14 protein-coding genes are annotated in these 16,702 nt (G+C 59.4%); 3 read left to right on the forward strand and 11 right to left on the reverse strand.

Annotation, left to right across the window (positions count from 1 at the left end; all coding sequences use genetic code 11):
* Window positions 1–1,911: an ATP-dependent zinc metalloprotease FtsH gene (gene ftsH, locus AB4O09_RS26545; RefSeq protein ID WP_013692252.1), complete on the reverse strand. Its 1,911-nt coding sequence runs from the start codon at window positions 1,909–1,911 to the stop codon at window positions 1–3.
* Window positions 1,912–2,111: 200 nt separating this feature from the next.
* Window positions 2,112–2,744: a 23S rRNA (uridine(2552)-2'-O)-methyltransferase RlmE gene (gene rlmE, locus AB4O09_RS26550; protein ID WP_003177853.1), complete on the reverse strand. Its 633-nt coding sequence runs from the start codon at window positions 2,742–2,744 to the stop codon at window positions 2,112–2,114.
* A gap of 105 nt (window positions 2,745–2,849) precedes the next feature.
* Between rlmE and AB4O09_RS26555 the strand changes: the two genes are divergently transcribed.
* On the forward strand, window positions 2,850–3,158 hold the full coding sequence (locus tag AB4O09_RS26555) for a YhbY family RNA-binding protein (protein WP_003197704.1): 309 nt from the start codon (window positions 2,850–2,852) through the stop codon (window positions 3,156–3,158).
* Window positions 3,159–3,168: 10 nt separating this feature from the next.
* Here the strand turns inward: AB4O09_RS26555 and AB4O09_RS26560 are convergent, their stop codons facing one another.
* The 8 genes from AB4O09_RS26560 to grpE all read right to left on the reverse strand — a co-directional run bounded on the left by AB4O09_RS26560 (window position 3,169) and on the right by grpE (window position 13,650).
* Window positions 3,169–3,573 carry a hypothetical protein gene (locus AB4O09_RS26560; RefSeq protein ID WP_028237551.1) on the reverse strand — a complete coding sequence of 135 codons (405 nt, stop codon included), beginning with the start codon at window positions 3,571–3,573 and terminating at the stop codon, window positions 3,169–3,171.
* A gap of 28 nt (window positions 3,574–3,601) precedes the next feature.
* Window positions 3,602–4,078: a transcription elongation factor GreA gene (gene greA, locus AB4O09_RS26565; RefSeq protein WP_027911987.1), complete on the reverse strand. Its 477-nt coding sequence runs from the start codon at window positions 4,076–4,078 to the stop codon at window positions 3,602–3,604.
* Between the two features lie 2 nt (window positions 4,079–4,080).
* Complete coding sequence (carB, locus tag AB4O09_RS26570) at window positions 4,081–7,302, reverse strand: carbamoyl-phosphate synthase large subunit (protein WP_003197699.1); 3,222 nt, start codon at window positions 7,300–7,302, stop codon at window positions 4,081–4,083.
* Window positions 7,303–7,407: 105 nt separating this feature from the next.
* Window positions 7,408–8,544 carry a glutamine-hydrolyzing carbamoyl-phosphate synthase small subunit gene (gene carA / locus AB4O09_RS26575; protein ID WP_003197697.1) on the reverse strand — a complete coding sequence of 379 codons (1,137 nt, stop codon included), beginning with the start codon at window positions 8,542–8,544 and terminating at the stop codon, window positions 7,408–7,410.
* Window positions 8,545–8,799: 255 nt separating this feature from the next.
* The gene (gene dapB, locus AB4O09_RS26580) at window positions 8,800–9,606 is read right to left on the reverse strand and encodes a 4-hydroxy-tetrahydrodipicolinate reductase (RefSeq protein WP_027911988.1); all 807 of its coding nucleotides are present in this window, start codon (window positions 9,604–9,606) and stop codon (window positions 8,800–8,802) included.
* Between the two features lie 9 nt (window positions 9,607–9,615).
* Window positions 9,616–10,740, reverse strand: a complete 1,125-nt coding sequence (gene dnaJ, locus AB4O09_RS26585) for a molecular chaperone DnaJ (protein WP_003197693.1) — start codon at window positions 10,738–10,740, stop codon at window positions 9,616–9,618.
* 325 nt (window positions 10,741–11,065) lie between these two features.
* Complete coding sequence (gene dnaK / locus AB4O09_RS26590) at window positions 11,066–12,982, reverse strand: molecular chaperone DnaK (protein ID WP_460107678.1); 1,917 nt, start codon at window positions 12,980–12,982, stop codon at window positions 11,066–11,068.
* Window positions 12,983–13,083: 101 nt separating this feature from the next.
* Window positions 13,084–13,650 (reverse strand): nucleotide exchange factor GrpE, encoded by a 567-nt coding sequence (gene grpE / locus AB4O09_RS26595; RefSeq protein WP_003197688.1) that lies wholly within the window; start codon window positions 13,648–13,650, stop codon window positions 13,084–13,086.
* A 241-nt stretch (window positions 13,651–13,891) separates the two neighbouring features.
* Between grpE and recN the strand changes: the two genes are divergently transcribed.
* Window positions 13,892–15,565, forward strand: a complete 1,674-nt coding sequence (recN, locus tag AB4O09_RS26600) for a DNA repair protein RecN (protein ID WP_003197686.1) — start codon at window positions 13,892–13,894, stop codon at window positions 15,563–15,565.
* 77 nt (window positions 15,566–15,642) lie between these two features.
* Here recN and fur read toward each other — a convergent pair whose 3' ends face one another.
* The gene (gene fur / locus AB4O09_RS26605; RefSeq protein ID WP_003197684.1) at window positions 15,643–16,047 is read right to left on the reverse strand and encodes a ferric iron uptake transcriptional regulator; all 405 of its coding nucleotides are present in this window, start codon (window positions 16,045–16,047) and stop codon (window positions 15,643–15,645) included.
* 97 nt (window positions 16,048–16,144) lie between these two features.
* Here fur and AB4O09_RS26610 point away from each other — a divergent pair, with 97 nt between their 5' ends.
* Entirely contained in the window at window positions 16,145–16,672 is a 528-nt protein-coding gene (locus AB4O09_RS26610; protein WP_003197671.1) for an outer membrane protein assembly factor BamE, read from the forward strand.
* Window positions 16,673–16,702 lie beyond the last annotated feature (30 nt).

The raw sequence follows: 16,702 nt of genomic DNA on the forward strand, positions 1-16,702 counted from the left end.
TTAGACATCAGCGGCCGGACCGCCAATCGGTGTTTCCGGACGCTCACCCTGTACAGCCGGAGGTGTACCGGAGGTGCCAGTACCACCCGACCAGTCACGAGGCTCGCGAGGTACGCGACCCGCCATGATGTCGTCGATCTGCTCGGCATCGATGGTTTCATACTTCATCAGGGCATCGGCCATGGCATCGAGCTTGTCACGGTTGTCCGTGAGAATCTGCCGGGCTGTGCCGTAACACTGGTCGATGATGCTGCGCACTTCGGAATCGATCAGCTTGGCCGTTTCGCCAGAGAAGCTTGCATGCTGGCCACCGCCACCACGACCGAGGAATACTTCTCCCTCTTCTTCGGCATACATCAGCGGCCCCAACTTCTCGGACAGGCCCCACTTGGTGACCATATTCCGGGCGATCTGACTGGCACGCATGATGTCGTTGGACGCGCCAGTGGTCACACCATCGAAGCCCAGCGTCATCTCTTCAGCGATACGACCGCCGTACAACGAACAGATCTGACTGATCAATGCACGCTTGGACAGGCTGTAGCGATCCTCTTCCGGCAGGAACATGGTCACGCCCAGGGCGCGACCGCGCGGAATGATCGAGACCTTGTAGACCGGATCATGCTCAGGCACGACACGACCGACGATCGCGTGACCCGCCTCGTGATACGCAGTGTTCTGCTTTTCTTTCTCCGACATGACCATGGATTTGCGCTCTGCGCCCATCATGATCTTGTCCTTGGCCAGCTCGAATTCCTTCATTTCCACGACGCGCTTGCCGGTACGAGCAGCGAACAGCGACGCCTCGTTGACCAGGTTCGCAAGGTCGGCACCGGAAAAGCCCGGCGTACCACGCGCAATGACTGCCGGGGCGACGTCGTCACCCATTGGCACCTTGCGCATATGAACCTTGAGGATCTGCTCGCGGCCACGAATGTCCGGCAGCCCCACCACGACCTGGCGGTCGAAACGACCTGGACGCAACAGCGCGGGGTCGAGCACGTCAGGACGGTTGGTGGCGGCAATCACGATGATGCCGTCGTTCATTTCGAAACCGTCCATCTCGACCAGCAACTGGTTGAGGGTCTGTTCACGCTCATCGTGACCGCCACCCATGCCGGCACCACGGTGGCGACCGACGGCGTCGATTTCGTCGATGAAGATGATGCATGGCGCGTGTTTCTTGGCCTGCTCGAACATGTCGCGAACACGACTGGCGCCCACGCCGACGAACATCTCGACGAAGTCGGAACCGGAAATCGTGAAGAACGGCACCTTGGCTTCACCGGCAATCGCCTTGGCCAGCAAGGTTTTACCAGTACCTGGCGGGCCTACCATCAGTACGCCGCGCGGGATACGACCGCCCAGGCGTTGGAACTTGCCCGGATCACGCAGGAACTCAACCAGCTCGCCGACTTCTTCCTTGGCTTCGTCGCAACCCGCGACGTCGGCCAGGGTGGTTTTCACCTGGTCTTCGGAAAGCAGCCGGGCCTTGCTCTTGCCAAAGCTCATCGGCCCGCCCTTGCCTCCACCGCCGCCCTGCATCTGGCGCATGAAGAACATGAACACGGCGATGATCACCAGGATCGGGAAGCTGGCGACCAGGAGCTGGGTCCAGATGCTTTGCTGCTCAGGCTGCTTGCCTTCGACCACGACATGGTTGTCCACCAGGTCGCCGATCAGGCCATTGTCCTGGATTGCCGGACGAATGGTCTTGAAGCTGTCGCCATCGGTGCGCTTACCGGTAATCACATAGCCATCAACGGCTACGCGCTCGACCTTGCCATCCTTGACCTGCTGGATGAAGTCGGAATAGTTGAGGGTCTGCGGCTCGTTAGGGCTGGAGAAGTTGTTCATCACGGTCACAAGGACAGCGGCGATGATCAACCACAGGATCAGATTCTTTGCCATATCGTTCAATTAACTACCCTCTGAAGCAAGCTCCGCTACTGGCGCGCGCTTCGCATGATATTCACCGGCCTAACTTACTACATTACCTACGACTCTGGCAGGCGCCGTCTGTAACCCTTTGTGAAACACTTTCTACACAATATTCGCTAATGCTCACGGGACGAAATACGAAAAACCTATCGCCACGGTCGAAAAACCTCTTATTCCTCACTGCGACCACGGAAACCACGGCCCAGCAGGTACTGCTCACGGGAGCGATCACGCGATGATTTCGGCTTGCGCGTCGTGACCTTCTCGAACTGCTTGCGCACGCTTTTGTGGTATTCGTCGAAGCCTTCACCCTGGAAGACCTTGATCAAAAAATCACCACCTGGCTTCAACACCCGAGTCGCAAGATCCAGTGCCAACTCGCACAGGAACATCGATCGCGGCATATCAACAGATGCCAATCCACTCATATTGGGGGCCATATCGGAAATCACAAGGTCCACCTCGTTTTTTCCAACCGCTTCAAGGATCTGCGCCAGTACGGCGTCCTCGGTAAAGTCGCCCTGAATGAAGGTCACATCCGGGATGCTATCCATTTCCAGGATATCGGAAGCGATCAGTGTGCCTTGCCCACCAATCAGACGACTGGTCACTTGGGACCAGCCCCCCGGGGCGGCGCCCAAGTCGATCACGCTCATGCCTGGACGGATCAGACGGTCTCTTTCCTGAATCTCCAGCAGCTTGTAGCTGGCACGGGAACGATACCCGTCTTTTTGCGCCATTTTCACGAATGGGTCGTTGAAATGCTCTTGCAGCCATTTAAGACTTGTCTTGGAACGGGCCACGGGCCACCTCAAAAATAAAACGGGTCGTGATTAAGTGGGCGGTCCCGGACTTGCTCGGGTAAACTGGCCGCCGCTTTTTACAAGATCAGACGCAGGGGTCAGATTATGCCGCTCACTCAAGAGCAGAAGAAACAATACAAATCCATTGGCCACCATCTGAAACCGGTTTTGACTGTGGCTGACAACGGTTTGACTGAAGGTGTACTCGCCGAACTGGAGCGCGCCTTGAGCGATCACGAGCTGATCAAGATCAAGCTCAACATCCTCGACCGCGAAGCCCGCCTGGCTGCCGTTGCCGAACTGTGCAAGACCGGCAAGGCAGACCTGGTACAGGTCATCGGCAAGATGGCGCTGATTTATCGCAAGAACTTCAGCGTCAACAAGCAACTGTCGAACGTTCACCGCTTCAAGTGATGTCAAAGGGTCAAGGGTGTGCCTCGCACACCCTGCCGCTCCACCCGGGAACCGGTTGCAACACCAGCACCAATCCGGAAAAACCCAGCACCAGGTAACTGAATGCCTGCCACTGGCTCGCATCCGGCCAGCCGAGACGCACCGCAAAGAACATCCCGCACGCGTACAACGACATGAGCAACAATTGCCCACGAATGTCGCGCCATAGACTGGCAAGGCCCTCGGCCTGAACCAGCACCAAAGCCTGAAACATTACGCACGCCGCGGAGAAACCCACCAGCAGCGCCGTCAGCATGCCTGCGATTTCATCGATGAGCAGCGGTGCCAGGCCGACTCGACCCAGCACCGGCAGCAAACCGATGTGCAACAACCAGACGCCGCCCACCCACAACATCTGGGTGAGCTGCCAGATCATGGCGCCCGCTCGCAGCGGGCGCCTTCGTTCAGATGTGACGGACTTCGACAATCTCATACTCGATGACACCACCTGGCGTCTTCACCACCACCACATCGCCCTCTTCCTTGGCAATCAAGGCACGAGCGATGGGCGAACCAACGGAAATCTTGCCGAGCTTGATGTCTGCCTCGTCCTCACCAACGATCTGGTAAGTGACGCTTTCATCGGTCTCGACGTTGGCGATTTCCACGGTAGTGCCAAAGATCACCTTGCCGGTGTGCGGGATCGTCGTGACATCGATGATCACCGCATTCTGCATGCGACCTTCGATATCACGGACACGCGCCTCGACCATCCCCTGCTCCTCTCGGGCAGCATGGTATTCGGCGTTTTCCTTGAGATCGCCCAGCTCACGCGCTTCACCGATAGCCTGGCTCAAGCGCGGGCGCTCGACCTTGGTCAGGAAAGCATGTTCTTCTTCCAGGGCCTTCGCGCCCTGAACTGTCATCGGGTACTTGGTTATGCTCATGCCTTCAATCCTGCATGTAGATCCTGCAAGCGACGCACGGTCTTCTCGGGACCGAACTTGAGCGCTTCGCAGATCGCTTCGCCCGCAGCAATGGTCGTGGTGCAATAGATCTTGTGCTGCAGCGCATTGCGACGAATGGAGTAGGAATCGGCGATCGACTGACGACCTTCGGTGGTGTTGATGATCAGCGTGACTTCGTCATTCTTGATCATGTCGACCACGTGCGGACGCCCCTCGGTCACCTTGTTCACGCGGCGCACTTTCAGGCCTGCCGCTTCGATCAGCCTGGCAGTACCGGCAGTGGCGACCACTTCGAAGCCCAAGTTGATCAGATCACGGGCTACACCTGCAACCAGTGGCTTGTCGTCATCACGCACGCTGATGAACGCCGTGCCGCCAGTCGGCAACACTTCGCTGGCGCCCATCTGGGCCTTGGCGAAAGCTTCACCGAAGGTATCGCCCACACCCATCACTTCACCGGTGGACTTCATCTCAGGGCCGAGGATCGGGTCGACGCCAGGGAACTTGGCGAACGGGAACACCGCCTCTTTCACGCTGTAGAAGTTCGGAATGATTTCCTTGGTGAAATTCAGTTCCTTCAGGGTTTTACCAGCCATGACCCGGGCAGCGATCATCGCCAGGGAAACACCGATGCACTTGGAGACGAACGGCACGGTCCGGGAAGCGCGCGGGTTGACTTCGATGACGTAGATGTCTTCGCCCTGCAGGGCCAGTTGCACGTTCATCAGGCCGATAACGCCCAGTTCCAGGGCCATTTTCTTGACCTGTTCGCGCATCTCGTCCTGGATGTGCGCCGGCAGCGAGTAAGGCGGCAACGAGCAAGCGGAGTCACCGGAGTGAACACCCGCTTGTTCGATGTGCTGCATGATCGCGCCAATCACCACGTCCTTGCCGTCGCTGACCGCATCCACGTCCATTTCGATGGCGCAGTTGAGGAAGTGATCCAGCAGCACCGGGCTGTCGTTGGAGACCTGGACCGCTTCACGCAGGTAGCGCTTGAGCTCGTCTTCTTGATAGACGATTTCCATCGCACGGCCGCCCAGTACATAGGACGGACGCACCACCAGCGGATAACCGATCTTGGCGGCGGCACGAATCGCCTCGTCTTCGCTGCGCACGGTGGCGTTTGGCGGCTGGCGCAGGTTCAGGCGCTCGACCATCTGCTGGAAGCGCTCACGGTCTTCGGCGCGGTCGATCGCATCCGGGCTGGTGCCGATGATCGGCACGCCAGCGGCTTCAAGGGCGCGCGCCAGTTTCAGCGGAGTCTGGCCGCCGTACTGGACAATCACGCCTTTCGGCTTCTCGACGCGGACAATTTCCAGCACGTCTTCCAGGGTCACTGGCTCGAAGTACAGGCGATCGGAGGTGTCGTAGTCGGTGGACACGGTTTCCGGGTTGCAGTTGACCATGATGGTCTCGTAACCGTCGTCGCGCAGGGCCAGTGCCGCGTGTACGCAGCAGTAGTCGAACTCGATGCCTTGGCCGATCCGGTTAGGACCGCCACCCAGGATCATGATCTTGTCGCGCGTCGATGGCGCGGCTTCGCACTCTTCTTCGTACGTGGAGTACAGGTAGGCGGTATCGGTGGCGAACTCGGCCGCGCAGGTGTCGACGCGCTTGTAGACCGGGAACACTTCCAGCTTGTGGCGATGCGCACGCAGGCTCTTCTCGGTCACACCCAGCAACTTGGCCAGGCGCATATCGGAGAAGCCTTTGCGCTTGAGGCGGAACATCATGTCGCGGTCGATGCTGGACATGCCCAGGGTCTTGACCTTCTCTTCTTCCTTGATCAGATCTTCGATCTGCACCAGGAACCAAGGGTCGATCATGTTCATGCCGAAGATCTGCTCGACGGTCATGCCGGCACGGAAGGCATCGGCCACGTACCAGATACGCTCGGCGCCCGGCACGGTCAGCTCGCGCTTGAGCACGCTCATGCTTTCCGGGTCGGCCAGGTCCAGCTTCGGATCAAGACCGCAGACGCCCACTTCCAGGCCGCGAAGGGCTTTCTGCAAGGACTCCTGGAAGGTCCGGCCGATGGCCATGACTTCACCGACCGACTTCATTTGGGTGGTCAGGCGGGCATCGGCCTTGGCGAACTTCTCGAAGGCGAAGCGTGGCAGCTTGGTGACGACGTAGTCGATGGACGGTTCGAAGGACGCCGGGGTCTTGCCGCCGGTGATGTCGTTCGACAGCTCGTCCAGGGTGTAGCCCACGGCCAGCTTGGCAGCGACCTTGGCAATCGGGAAACCAGTGGCCTTGGAAGCCAGGGCCGACGAACGGGATACCCGCGGGTTCATCTCGATGACCACCATGCGACCGGTGTTCGGGCAGATGCCGAACTGGACGTTGGAGCCGCCGGTTTCCACGCCGATCTCGCGCAGTACCGCCAGGGAGGCGTTACGCAGGATCTGGTATTCCTTGTCGGTCAGGGTCTGGGCTGGTGCGACGGTGATCGAGTCACCGGTGTGCACGCCCATCGGGTCGAAGTTCTCGATGGAGCAGACGATGATGCAGTTGTCCTTTTTGTCGCGGACAACTTCCATTTCATATTCTTTCCAGCCGATCAGGGATTCGTCGATCAGCAGTTCCTTGGTCGGCGACAAGTCGAGACCACGGGCGCAGATTTCTTCGAATTCTTCACGGTTGTAGGCGATGCCGCCACCGGTGCCGCCCATGGTGAAGGACGGACGGATGATGCAGGGGAAGCCAAGGCGTTCCAGGACGGCGTTGGCCTCTTCCATACTGTGGGCGATGCCCGAGCGTGGGCAGTCCAGGCCGATGGATTTCATCGCCTTGTCGAAGCGCGAACGGTCTTCGGCCTTGTCGATGGTGTCGGCGTTGGCGCCGATCATTTCCACACCGAACTTCTCCAGGACGCCTTCGCGCTCCAGGTCCAGGGCGCAGTTCAGCGCGGTCTGGCCACCCATGGTCGGCAGCAGCGCGTCCGGGCGTTCCTTCTCGATGATCTTGGCAACGGTCTGCCACTTGATCGGCTCGATGTAGGTGGCGTCGGCCATGGCCGGGTCGGTCATGATGGTGGCCGGGTTTGAGTTCACCAGGATGACGCGGTAGCCCTCTTCGCGCAGGGCTTTACAGGCCTGGGCGCCGGAGTAGTCGAATTCGCAGGCCTGGCCGATCACGATCGGGCCAGCGCCGAGAATCAGGATGCTTTTTATGTCTGTACGTTTTGGCATGGGTTTGTCACTCAAATCCGCAGGTCAGTCGGCTAGGCCGTCGAACAATCTTTGTAGCGCCCGAAGGGGCCGCCGTATTCGGGGCCGCCTTCGGGCTTCACGCAGTCAGCGTCGCTTGGCCATCTCATTGATGAAGCGATCGAACAGCGGCGCCACATCGTTCGGGCCCGGGCTGGCTTCAGGGTGGCCCTGAAAGCTGAACGCGCTCTTGTCGGTACGCTCGATACCTTGCAGCGTGCCGTCGAACAGCGACTTGTGAATCGCGCGCACGTTGGCCGGCAGGGTGGCTTCGTCCACCGCGAAACCGTGGTTCTGGCTGGTGATCATCACCACGCCGGTATCCAGGTCCTGCACGGGGTGGTTGGCACCGTGGTGGCCGTGACCCATCTTCAAGGTCTTGGCGCCCGAAGCGAGGGCCAGCAACTGGTGTCCGAGGCAGATACCGAATACCGGGATCTCGGTTTCCAGCACGTCCTTGATCGCCTGGATCGCGTAGTCGCAAGGCTCCGGGTCACCCGGGCCGTTGGACAGGAACACGCCATCGGGCTTGAGGGCCAGGACGTCGGCGGCCGGGGTTTGGGCCGGCACCACGGTGACGCGGCAACCACGCTCGACCAGCATGCGCAGGATGTTCAGCTTGACGCCGTAGTCGTAGGCCACCACGTGGTAAGGCAGCTCGGAAGCCTCGATCGTCGCGTGACTGTCGGTCTTCAGGTCCCAGACCGTGGAGCGCCATTCGTACTGCTTCTTGGTGCTGACGACTTTCGCCAGGTCCATGCCCTTGAGGCCAGGGAAGCCCTGGGCAGCGGCGATGGCGGCTTCTTCGGAAATGTTGTCGCCGGCCATGATGCAGCCGTTTTGCGCGCCTTTTTCCCGAAGGATGCGGGTCAGGCGACGGGTGTCGATACCGGCGATCGCCACAACGTTGTTGGCTTTCAGGTAATCGGACAGGGACATCGTGTTACGCCAGTTGCTCGCTACCAGCGGCAAGTCACGGATGACCAGGCCGGCGGACCAGACACGATCAGACTCGGCGTCTTCCGGCGTGGTGCCGGTGTTGCCGATGTGTGGGTAAGTCAGGGTAACGATTTGTTGGGCGTAGGAAGGATCGGTAAGAATTTCCTGATAGCCGGTCATTGCGGTGTTAAACACCACCTCACCAACGGTCTGACCGTCGGCTCCAATGGCTTCGCCGCGAAAAATGCTGCCATCAGCAAGGGCGAGTATGGCTGGCTTAGTCAAGAAGACCTCCCGTAAATAAAGCCTGAAAGGGCGATCGCAGGTTGTAAAAAAGCGGAGTGACGTATGGACACGTCACCCCGCTTCTTCACTGAATTATTCTGCGCGCTTTTAGTGGACACACTAAAGCTGTAGCTTACAGAAAAAGGCTTTTTTGGTCCACCGCTAATGAGCCTTAAAGGCAGGGGAATGCGACAGGCCGTCGCGAAGCGGTGTAAAACGGGGCTCAGTATAACCTGAACCCCGCACTTAAGGGCATCAACGCAGGTCGAGAACGTCCTGCATGTCGTACAAACCAGGCTCGCGGCCATCCAGCCACAGCGCGGCACGTACAGCACCCTTGGCGAAAGTCATCCGGCTCGACGCCTTGTGGGTGATCTCCAGGCGCTCACCCTCAGTGGCGAACAGCACGGTGTGGTCGCCCACCACATCACCACCGCGCACAGTGGCGAAACCGATGGTGCTGCGCTCACGCGCACCGGTGTGCCCCTGGCGCCCATACACGGCCACTTCCTGCAGGTCGCGACCCAGAGCATCGGCAATCACTTCACCCATGCGCAAGGCCGTACCCGAAGGCGCGTCGATCTTGTGCCGGTGATGCGCCTCGATGATTTCGATATCCGCATCGTCACCCAAGACCCGGGCCGCCATGTCCAGCAGCTTCAGCGACAGGTTCACGCCCACGCTGAAGTTCGCGGCGAACACGATCGGAATGTCTTTGCCCGCATCGACCAGCAATTGCTTTTGCGCAGCGTCCAGACCCGTCGTACCGATCACCATGGCCTTGCCGTGCTTGCGGCAGATCGCGAGGTTTTTCAGCATCACTTCCGGCAGGGTGAAATCGATCAGCACATCGAACTCGTCGAGCACTTTCTCCAGGCCGCCGGACATCGGCACGCCGATACGCCCCAACGAGGCCAACTCGCCCGCATCGGCGCCTACCAGCGTACTGTCGGGCCGAACGATGGCCGCCGTCAGGCCGGAAAGCGGCGAGCGTTGCTGCACCGCCTCGACCAGCGCCTTGCCCATGCGCCCCGCAGCGCCCATCACAGCTATACGTCGCATGCGAACTCCTTACAGGTCGCCGAAGAAGCGCTTCACGCCTTCGAACCAACCAGTGGTTTTCGGGGAGTGACTGTTGTCATCCGCCAACGAGTTGCGGAATTCTTCCAACAACTCACGCTGACGCCGACCCAGATTGACCGGAGTCTCCACCGCCACGCGGCACATCAGGTCGCCCGCACCGCCGCCACGCACTGGCGCGACGCCTTTGCCACGAATCCGGAACTGCTTGCCGGTCTGCGTGCCCTCGGGGATTTTCAGCTTGACGCGACCGTCGAGGGTCGGGATCTCAAGCTCACCACCCAAGGCCGCATCGACGAAGCTGATCGGCACTTCGCAGAACAGGTGCTTGCCGTCGCGCTGGAAAATCGCATGCTCGCGCACGTTGATGACCACATACAGGTCGCCAGTCGGGCCGCCCTGGGCACCCGCCTCGCCTTCGCCGGACAGGCGAATGCGGTCACCAGTGTCGACACCGGCCGGCACTTTGACCGACAGCGTCTTGTACTCTTCGACACGCCCTTCACCGTGGCAGGAGTCGCACGGATCGGAAATGATCTTGCCTTGGCCATGGCAACGCGGACAGGTCTGCTGCACCGAGAAGAAGCCCTGCTGCATGCGGACCTGGCCGATGCCGCCGCAGGTTGGGCACGTAACGGGCGAGGAGCCCTTCTTGGCACCCGAGCCATCGCACGGCTTGCAATTGACCAGCGTTGGAACACGGATATTGACGGTAGTACCGCGCACCGCCTCTTCCAGGTTCAACTCCAGCGTGTAGCGCAAATCGCTGCCACGCTGGGCGCCGCCACGGGCACCGCCGCGACCGCCACCGAAGAAATCGCTGAACACATCACCGAAAATATCGGAGAAGTTCTGACCGCCGAAACCGGCACCGCCGCCACCCATGCTTGGGTCGACGCCGGCATGACCGTACTGGTCGTAAGCCGCGCGCTTGCTCGAATCGGACAGTACTTCGTAGGCCTCGTTGGCCTCCTTGAACATCTCTTCCGACGCTTTGTCGCCGGGATTACGGTCCGGGTGGTGCTTCATCGCCAGGCGACGATAGGCCTTTTTCAGGTCTGCCTCGCTGGCCCCCCGCTCGACACCCAATACTTCGTAAAAGTCACGCTTTGCCATTAGTCTTTGCACTCTTATAGGACGTCCGGCAAACCTCTCCTGAACCTTGCCAAACTCGTTGAGCCCCAATACAGGCCCGGACCCAACTCACGTCAATTCATCAACGATCCTGGTCTTTAAATATTTCAGCCAGGGCCCCGGCCAAAACGCAGTGCCCATCGCCGGAAAGCAGGAGCATTCCCGAACGCACCGCCAGCATCCGAGCGTTGTCGCATGCTGTAAAAATTCATTGGCTCCAGACACGCCAACGCGGGAGCAAGCTCCCGCGCGGCGACATCCTACCAGCCACCGCACAAATGCAGTCAACCGGCCGACCAACAAGCGATTACTTGTGGTCTTTCACTTCTTCGAATTCGGCGTCAACGACGTCGTCGGCTTTCTCGGCCGATTCGCCCTGCGCAGCCGCGCCTTCTGCAGGCTGAGCCTGTTCGGCGTACATCTTCTGAGCCACTGGCGCGGAGACCTTGGACAGCTCTTCGATCTTCGCTTCGATGGCGGCCTTGTCGTCGCCTTTGACGGCAGCTTCCAGGGCAACCACGGCCGCTTCGATGGCGGCCTTCTCTTCCGCGGTCACTTTTTCGCCAGCATCAGCGATCATTTTGCGAGTCGAGTGCACCAAGGCATCGCCCTGGTTGCGAGCGCTGGCCAGCTCTTCGAACTTGCGGTCTTCCTCGGCGTTGACTTCAGCATCGCGAACCATCTGCTGAATTTCTTCCTCGGACAGACCGGAGTTGGCCTTGATCACGATCGACTGGGTCTTGCCAGTAGCCTTGTCTTTCGCGCCGACGTGCAGGATGCCGTTGGCGTCGATGTCGAAGGTCACTTCGATTTGTGGCACGCCACGTGGTGCTGGTGGAATCTCGGCCAGGTCGAACTTGCCCAGGGACTTGTTCTGTGCGGCTTGCTTACGCTCACCTTGCAGCACGTGAATGGTCACTGCGCCCTGGTTGTCATCGGCAGTCGAGAACACTTGCGATTTCTTGGTAGGAATCGTGGTGTTTTTCTCGATCAGCGCGGTCATCACGCCGCCCATGGTTTCGATACCCAGGGTCAGCGGGCTGACGTCGAGCAGCAGAACGTCTTTCACGTCACCAGCCAACACCGCGCCCTGGATAGCAGCACCCATGGCAACAGCTTCGTCAGGGTTGACGTCTTTACGTGCTTCTTTACCGAAGAAATCGGTGACCAGCTTCTGAACCAGTGGCATACGGGTCTGACCGCCAACCAGGATCACGTCGTTGATCGAACCAACGTCGATACCGGCGTCTTTCATGGCGATGCGGCAAGGTTCGATGGTGCGCTGAACCAGGTCTTCCACCAGCCCTTCGAGCTTGGCGCGGGAGATTTTTACGTTCAGGTGCTTAGGACCGGTGGCATCTGCAGTGATGTACGGCAGGTTCACGTCGGTCGACTGGCTCGAGGACAGTTCGATCTTGGCTTTTTCAGCGGCTTCTTTCAGGCGCTGCATGGCCAGCGGGTCACCCTTGAGGTTCATGCCGCTTTCTTTCTTGAACTCGTCGACGAGGTAGTCGATCAGGCGGATGTCGAAGTCTTCACCACCGAGGAACGTGTCACCGTTGGTTGCCAGCACTTCGAACTGGTGCTCGCCGTCGACTTCAGCGATCTCGATCACGGAGACGTCGAAGGTACCGCCACCCAGGTCGTAAACGATCACGGTGTGATCGCCCTTGGCCTTGTCCATACCGTAGGCCAGAGCGGCCGCAGTCGGTTCGTTGATGATACGTTTTACGTCCAGGCCCGCGATGCGGCCGGCGTCTTTGGTCGCCTGGCGCTGGCTGTCGTTGAAATAGGCAGGAACAGTAATGACCGCCTCAGTCACCGCTTCGCCGAGGTAATCTTCGGCGGTTTTCTTCATTTTCTTGAGGATTTCAGCCGAGATCTGTGGCGGCGCCATTTTCTGGCCGTTCACTTCAACCCAGGCGTCGCCGTTGTCAGCCTTGGCGATTTTGTAAGGAACCATCTTGATGTCTTTCTGGACGACTTCTTCGTCGAACTTGCGACCGATCAGACGCTTCACCGCGTACAGGGTGTTATGCGGATTGGTCACTGCCTGACGCTTGGCCGACTGGCCAACCAGAATCTCGCCATCATTGGCGTAAGCGATGATCGACGGCGTGGTACGCGCGCCTTCAGCGTTTTCGATGACTTTGGCCTTGCCGTTTTCCAGCACGGAGACGCACGAGTTGGTGGTCCCCAGGTCGATACCGATAATCTTGCCCATGTTAACTCTCCCGGAACTTGGATTTTGTTGCCGCAGCAGTGGTGGCTAACTGCGGTAGCACTTAAACGCTTGACATATAGATGGGGCCGCTACGACCGATTTCAAGCCTGCTCATCAATAGAAGGCGAAACCGGCGCTGGCGTCTTGCTGACCACGACCATGGCCGGGCGCAGCAGGCGACCATTGAGCAGATAGCCCTTCTGGAAAACCTTCAGCACACTGTTTGGCTCGACGTCGGCACTTTCCTGCATCGCCATGGCCTGGTGGTGCTCGGCGTTGAAGGGTTCACCATGCGGATCAAGGGTTTCGAGCTGATAACGCTTGAGGGTGTCCTGGAACATTTTCAGGGTCAGCTCGATGCCTTCACGCATCGGACGGATGTTTTCGTCATCCGGGTTGGACAGCTCCAGGCCACGCTCCAGGCTGTCGATGATCGGCAGCAGGTCGCCGGCGAAACGCTCCAGGGCGAATTTATGAGCCTTCTCTACATCTTGTTCGGCGCGACGGCGGACATTCTGCAGGTCGGCTGCTACACGCAACGCCTGATCCTGCGCACCGGCCAGTTGCTCCTCGAGCACTTGTACACGTGCCGCCAGCTCTTCACCGGAATCCTGGGAAGCCTGATTGGCGTCTAGATTTTGCGTGTCCTGCGTCTGTTCGTCAGCCATAGATTTCTCCTCTCAACTTCGTCCGCGAGCTCAACTCGCGCTTCTGCCCCGGTATATGGGGTCGGGTTTTGCAGCTTCAAGGGCCATCTGACGAATTAACCTTACAAAAAGCAGCTGCATAACCATTCCCCGCAGCGCTAAGAAAATCATTTGTCCAAGCAAATCGAGCTAAGCGTGGGCATTGTCAGGCCAAAACAAAACACTGTATAAATAACCAGACCTAAAGCCTGGGAGCGGCCTTATGCTGGTGCACCTGTCCGTACACAACTACGCCATCGTCGAACACCTCGATCTCGAACTTGATCGAGGCATGAGCGTGATCACCGGTGAAACCGGCGCAGGCAAGTCGATCATGCTCGATGCCCTGGGCCTGACGCTGGGCGACCGCGCCGACAGTGGCGTGGTGCGCCCCGGAGCGGACAAGGCCGACATCCTGGCGACGTTCGACCTGGTCGACATCCCCGAGGCCAGCGCCTGGCTGGCCGAACGCGACCTGGACACCGACGGTTTGTGCATCCTGCGCCGGGTCATCACCGCTGAAGGCCGCTCCCGAGGCTACATCAACGGCACGCCCTGCCCCCTGGGCGACCTCAAGGCCCTCGGCGAGCTGCTGATCGACATTCACAGCCAGCATGAACACCAATCCCTGCTCAAGACCGACACCCATCGCCGCTTGCTGGATGAATACGCCGGCGCCACCGACCTGGCCCGACAGGTCCAACTGGCGGCCCAACGCTGGCGCCAGACCCGCCAGGAACTGGATCGACTCTCCAATTCCGGCGACGAACAACGTGCCCGTCACCAGTTATTGAGCTACCAGCTCGAAGAGCTGGAGAACCTGGCCCTGGGTGAAAATGAACTGGAAGAGCTGGAGCAGGAACACAAGAACCTGACCAACGCCGAAGCACTGCTGGGCATTTGCCGGCAAGTGGTCGAACAATGCAGCGAGAGCGATTCAGGCAATGTGCTCAATGCACTGACAGCGAGCCTGAACCGACTCTCCAGCGTGAACAATTCGGTGGGCGCCCTGAACGAAGCGACCAACCTGCTGACGAGTGCGCAGATCCAGGTCGAAGAAGCCGTCGGGGAACTGAATCGGTTCCTCGATCATTTCGATGCCGACCCGGCCCGCCTGCAGTACCTGGAAGAGCGCCTGGACACTATCTATACACTGGCGCGCAAGCATCGCATCCAACCGACCGATGTTGCCGAACTCCAGCAGCGCCTGCTGGAAGAACTGGAAACCCTGAACGCCAACGATGAATCCATCGAGCGCCTGGGGGACGAACTGGCTTCTTATGCCCGTCATTACCAGGAAAAGGCCAAGGAGCTCAGCGGACTGCGGCAGCACGCCGCAACAGGACTGGCCAGCGCCGTGGAACAGGAAATCCAGCGCCTGGGCATGCCGGGCGGACGCTTCACCATCGAATTGCGCCCCAACGCTGGCGACGAGCTCCAGCCCAATGGCCTGGAGCAAGTGGAACTGCTGGTCAGCGCCAACCCCGGGCAACCGCTCAAGGCCCTGGCCAAAGTCGCGTCCGGCGGCGAGCTGTCACGAATCAGCCTGGCCATCCAGGTCATCACCGCGCAGACCTCTCGTGTGCCGACGCTGGTATTCGACGAAGTTGACGTGGGCATCGGTGGCCCAACCGCGGAAATTGTCGGCCAGTTGCTGCGCCGGCTGGGGGAACGCGGCCAGGTGCTGACGGTGACTCACCTGCCCCAGGTCGCCGCCCAGGGACACCAGCATCTATTTGTGCACAAGGTACGCGGCGAGGATGCCACTCGCACCGCCGTCTCCAAGCTCAACAAAAACGAGCGCGTGGAAGAAGTGGCGCGAATGCTCGGGGGCATCGACCTCACCAAGGAATCCCTGGCCCACGCGAAAAAAATGGTCGTTACCGCGAAAATCTGAGAACGGCAGAAAGCACGAAGGCGACCCTGGGGTCGCCTTCGTTCGTTTCACGAACCGTAATAGTCCGCGCGACATGCTTACTTTTTCTTGCGTACGTACAGCACAAGATTGTGATCAACCATCTCGAAGCCATACTTGTCGACGATTGCTTTCTGCAGCCGCTCGATTTCTTCGTCGAAGAATTCGATCACTTCGCTCGTCTCGACGTTGACCATATGGTCGTGATGCTTGCCGTCGTCCAGTTCGAAGACCGCATGGCCTCCGTCGAAGTTGTGCCGCACCACCAAGCCAGCTGCCTCGAACTGGGTCAGAACACGGTAAACCGTGGCCAGACCGACGTCCTCACCAGCCTCCATAAGTGCCTTATAGACATCTTCAGCACTCATGTGGCGTTGCTCGGCGGAATCGAGCATTTGTAGAATCTTGACCCGTGGCAGGGTCACTTTGAGGCCGGCTTTGCGTAGTTCGCTATTTTCAACCATGGTCAGCTTTCTCGCGATGCTGCTTCGCAGCTTCTCTTAATGCGGGTATGATCGGCGTTTACGTTGTCCCAGCCAAGATAGTGGAAGTCGCCCACCGATGCAAAACACCAAGCTCTTGCTAACCAGTTTCACCTTTGTGGGACTGCTCGCACTCGCCGGTTGTTCATTCCCCGGGGTTTACAAAATCGACATCCAGCAGGGCAATGTCGTCACGCAGGACATGATAGACCAGTTGCGCCCGGGAATGACCCGCCGGCAAGTACGGTTTATCATGGGTAACCCCCTGCTGACCGACACGTTCCATGCCGATCGCTGGGATTACCTGTACAGCTTGCAGCCAGGCGGCGGTGAGCGCCAGCAGGAACGCATCAGCGTTATTTTTAGCCCCAACGACCAACTCGTCAGCCTGTCGGGCGATTTCATGCCTGGCGTGAGCCGTGACGAGGCCATCTTGGGCAAGGACAGCGACAACACCGTTACTGACCCGACCCAGAAGGCCGAACAGCCGAAACCGGAAAAACCGGTCAAGCCAGGTTCGTTGCTGGACCAGATCCAGAAGGACGTGGACAAAGTCGAGACCGTACCCGTGCCGACACCAGAACCCCTGGACACCTCGCCGCAATAAATTGCGGCAATAAAAAACCCGGCATGCCGG

It is taken from the genome of Pseudomonas sp. H1_F01 (genome assembly GCF_054681425.1).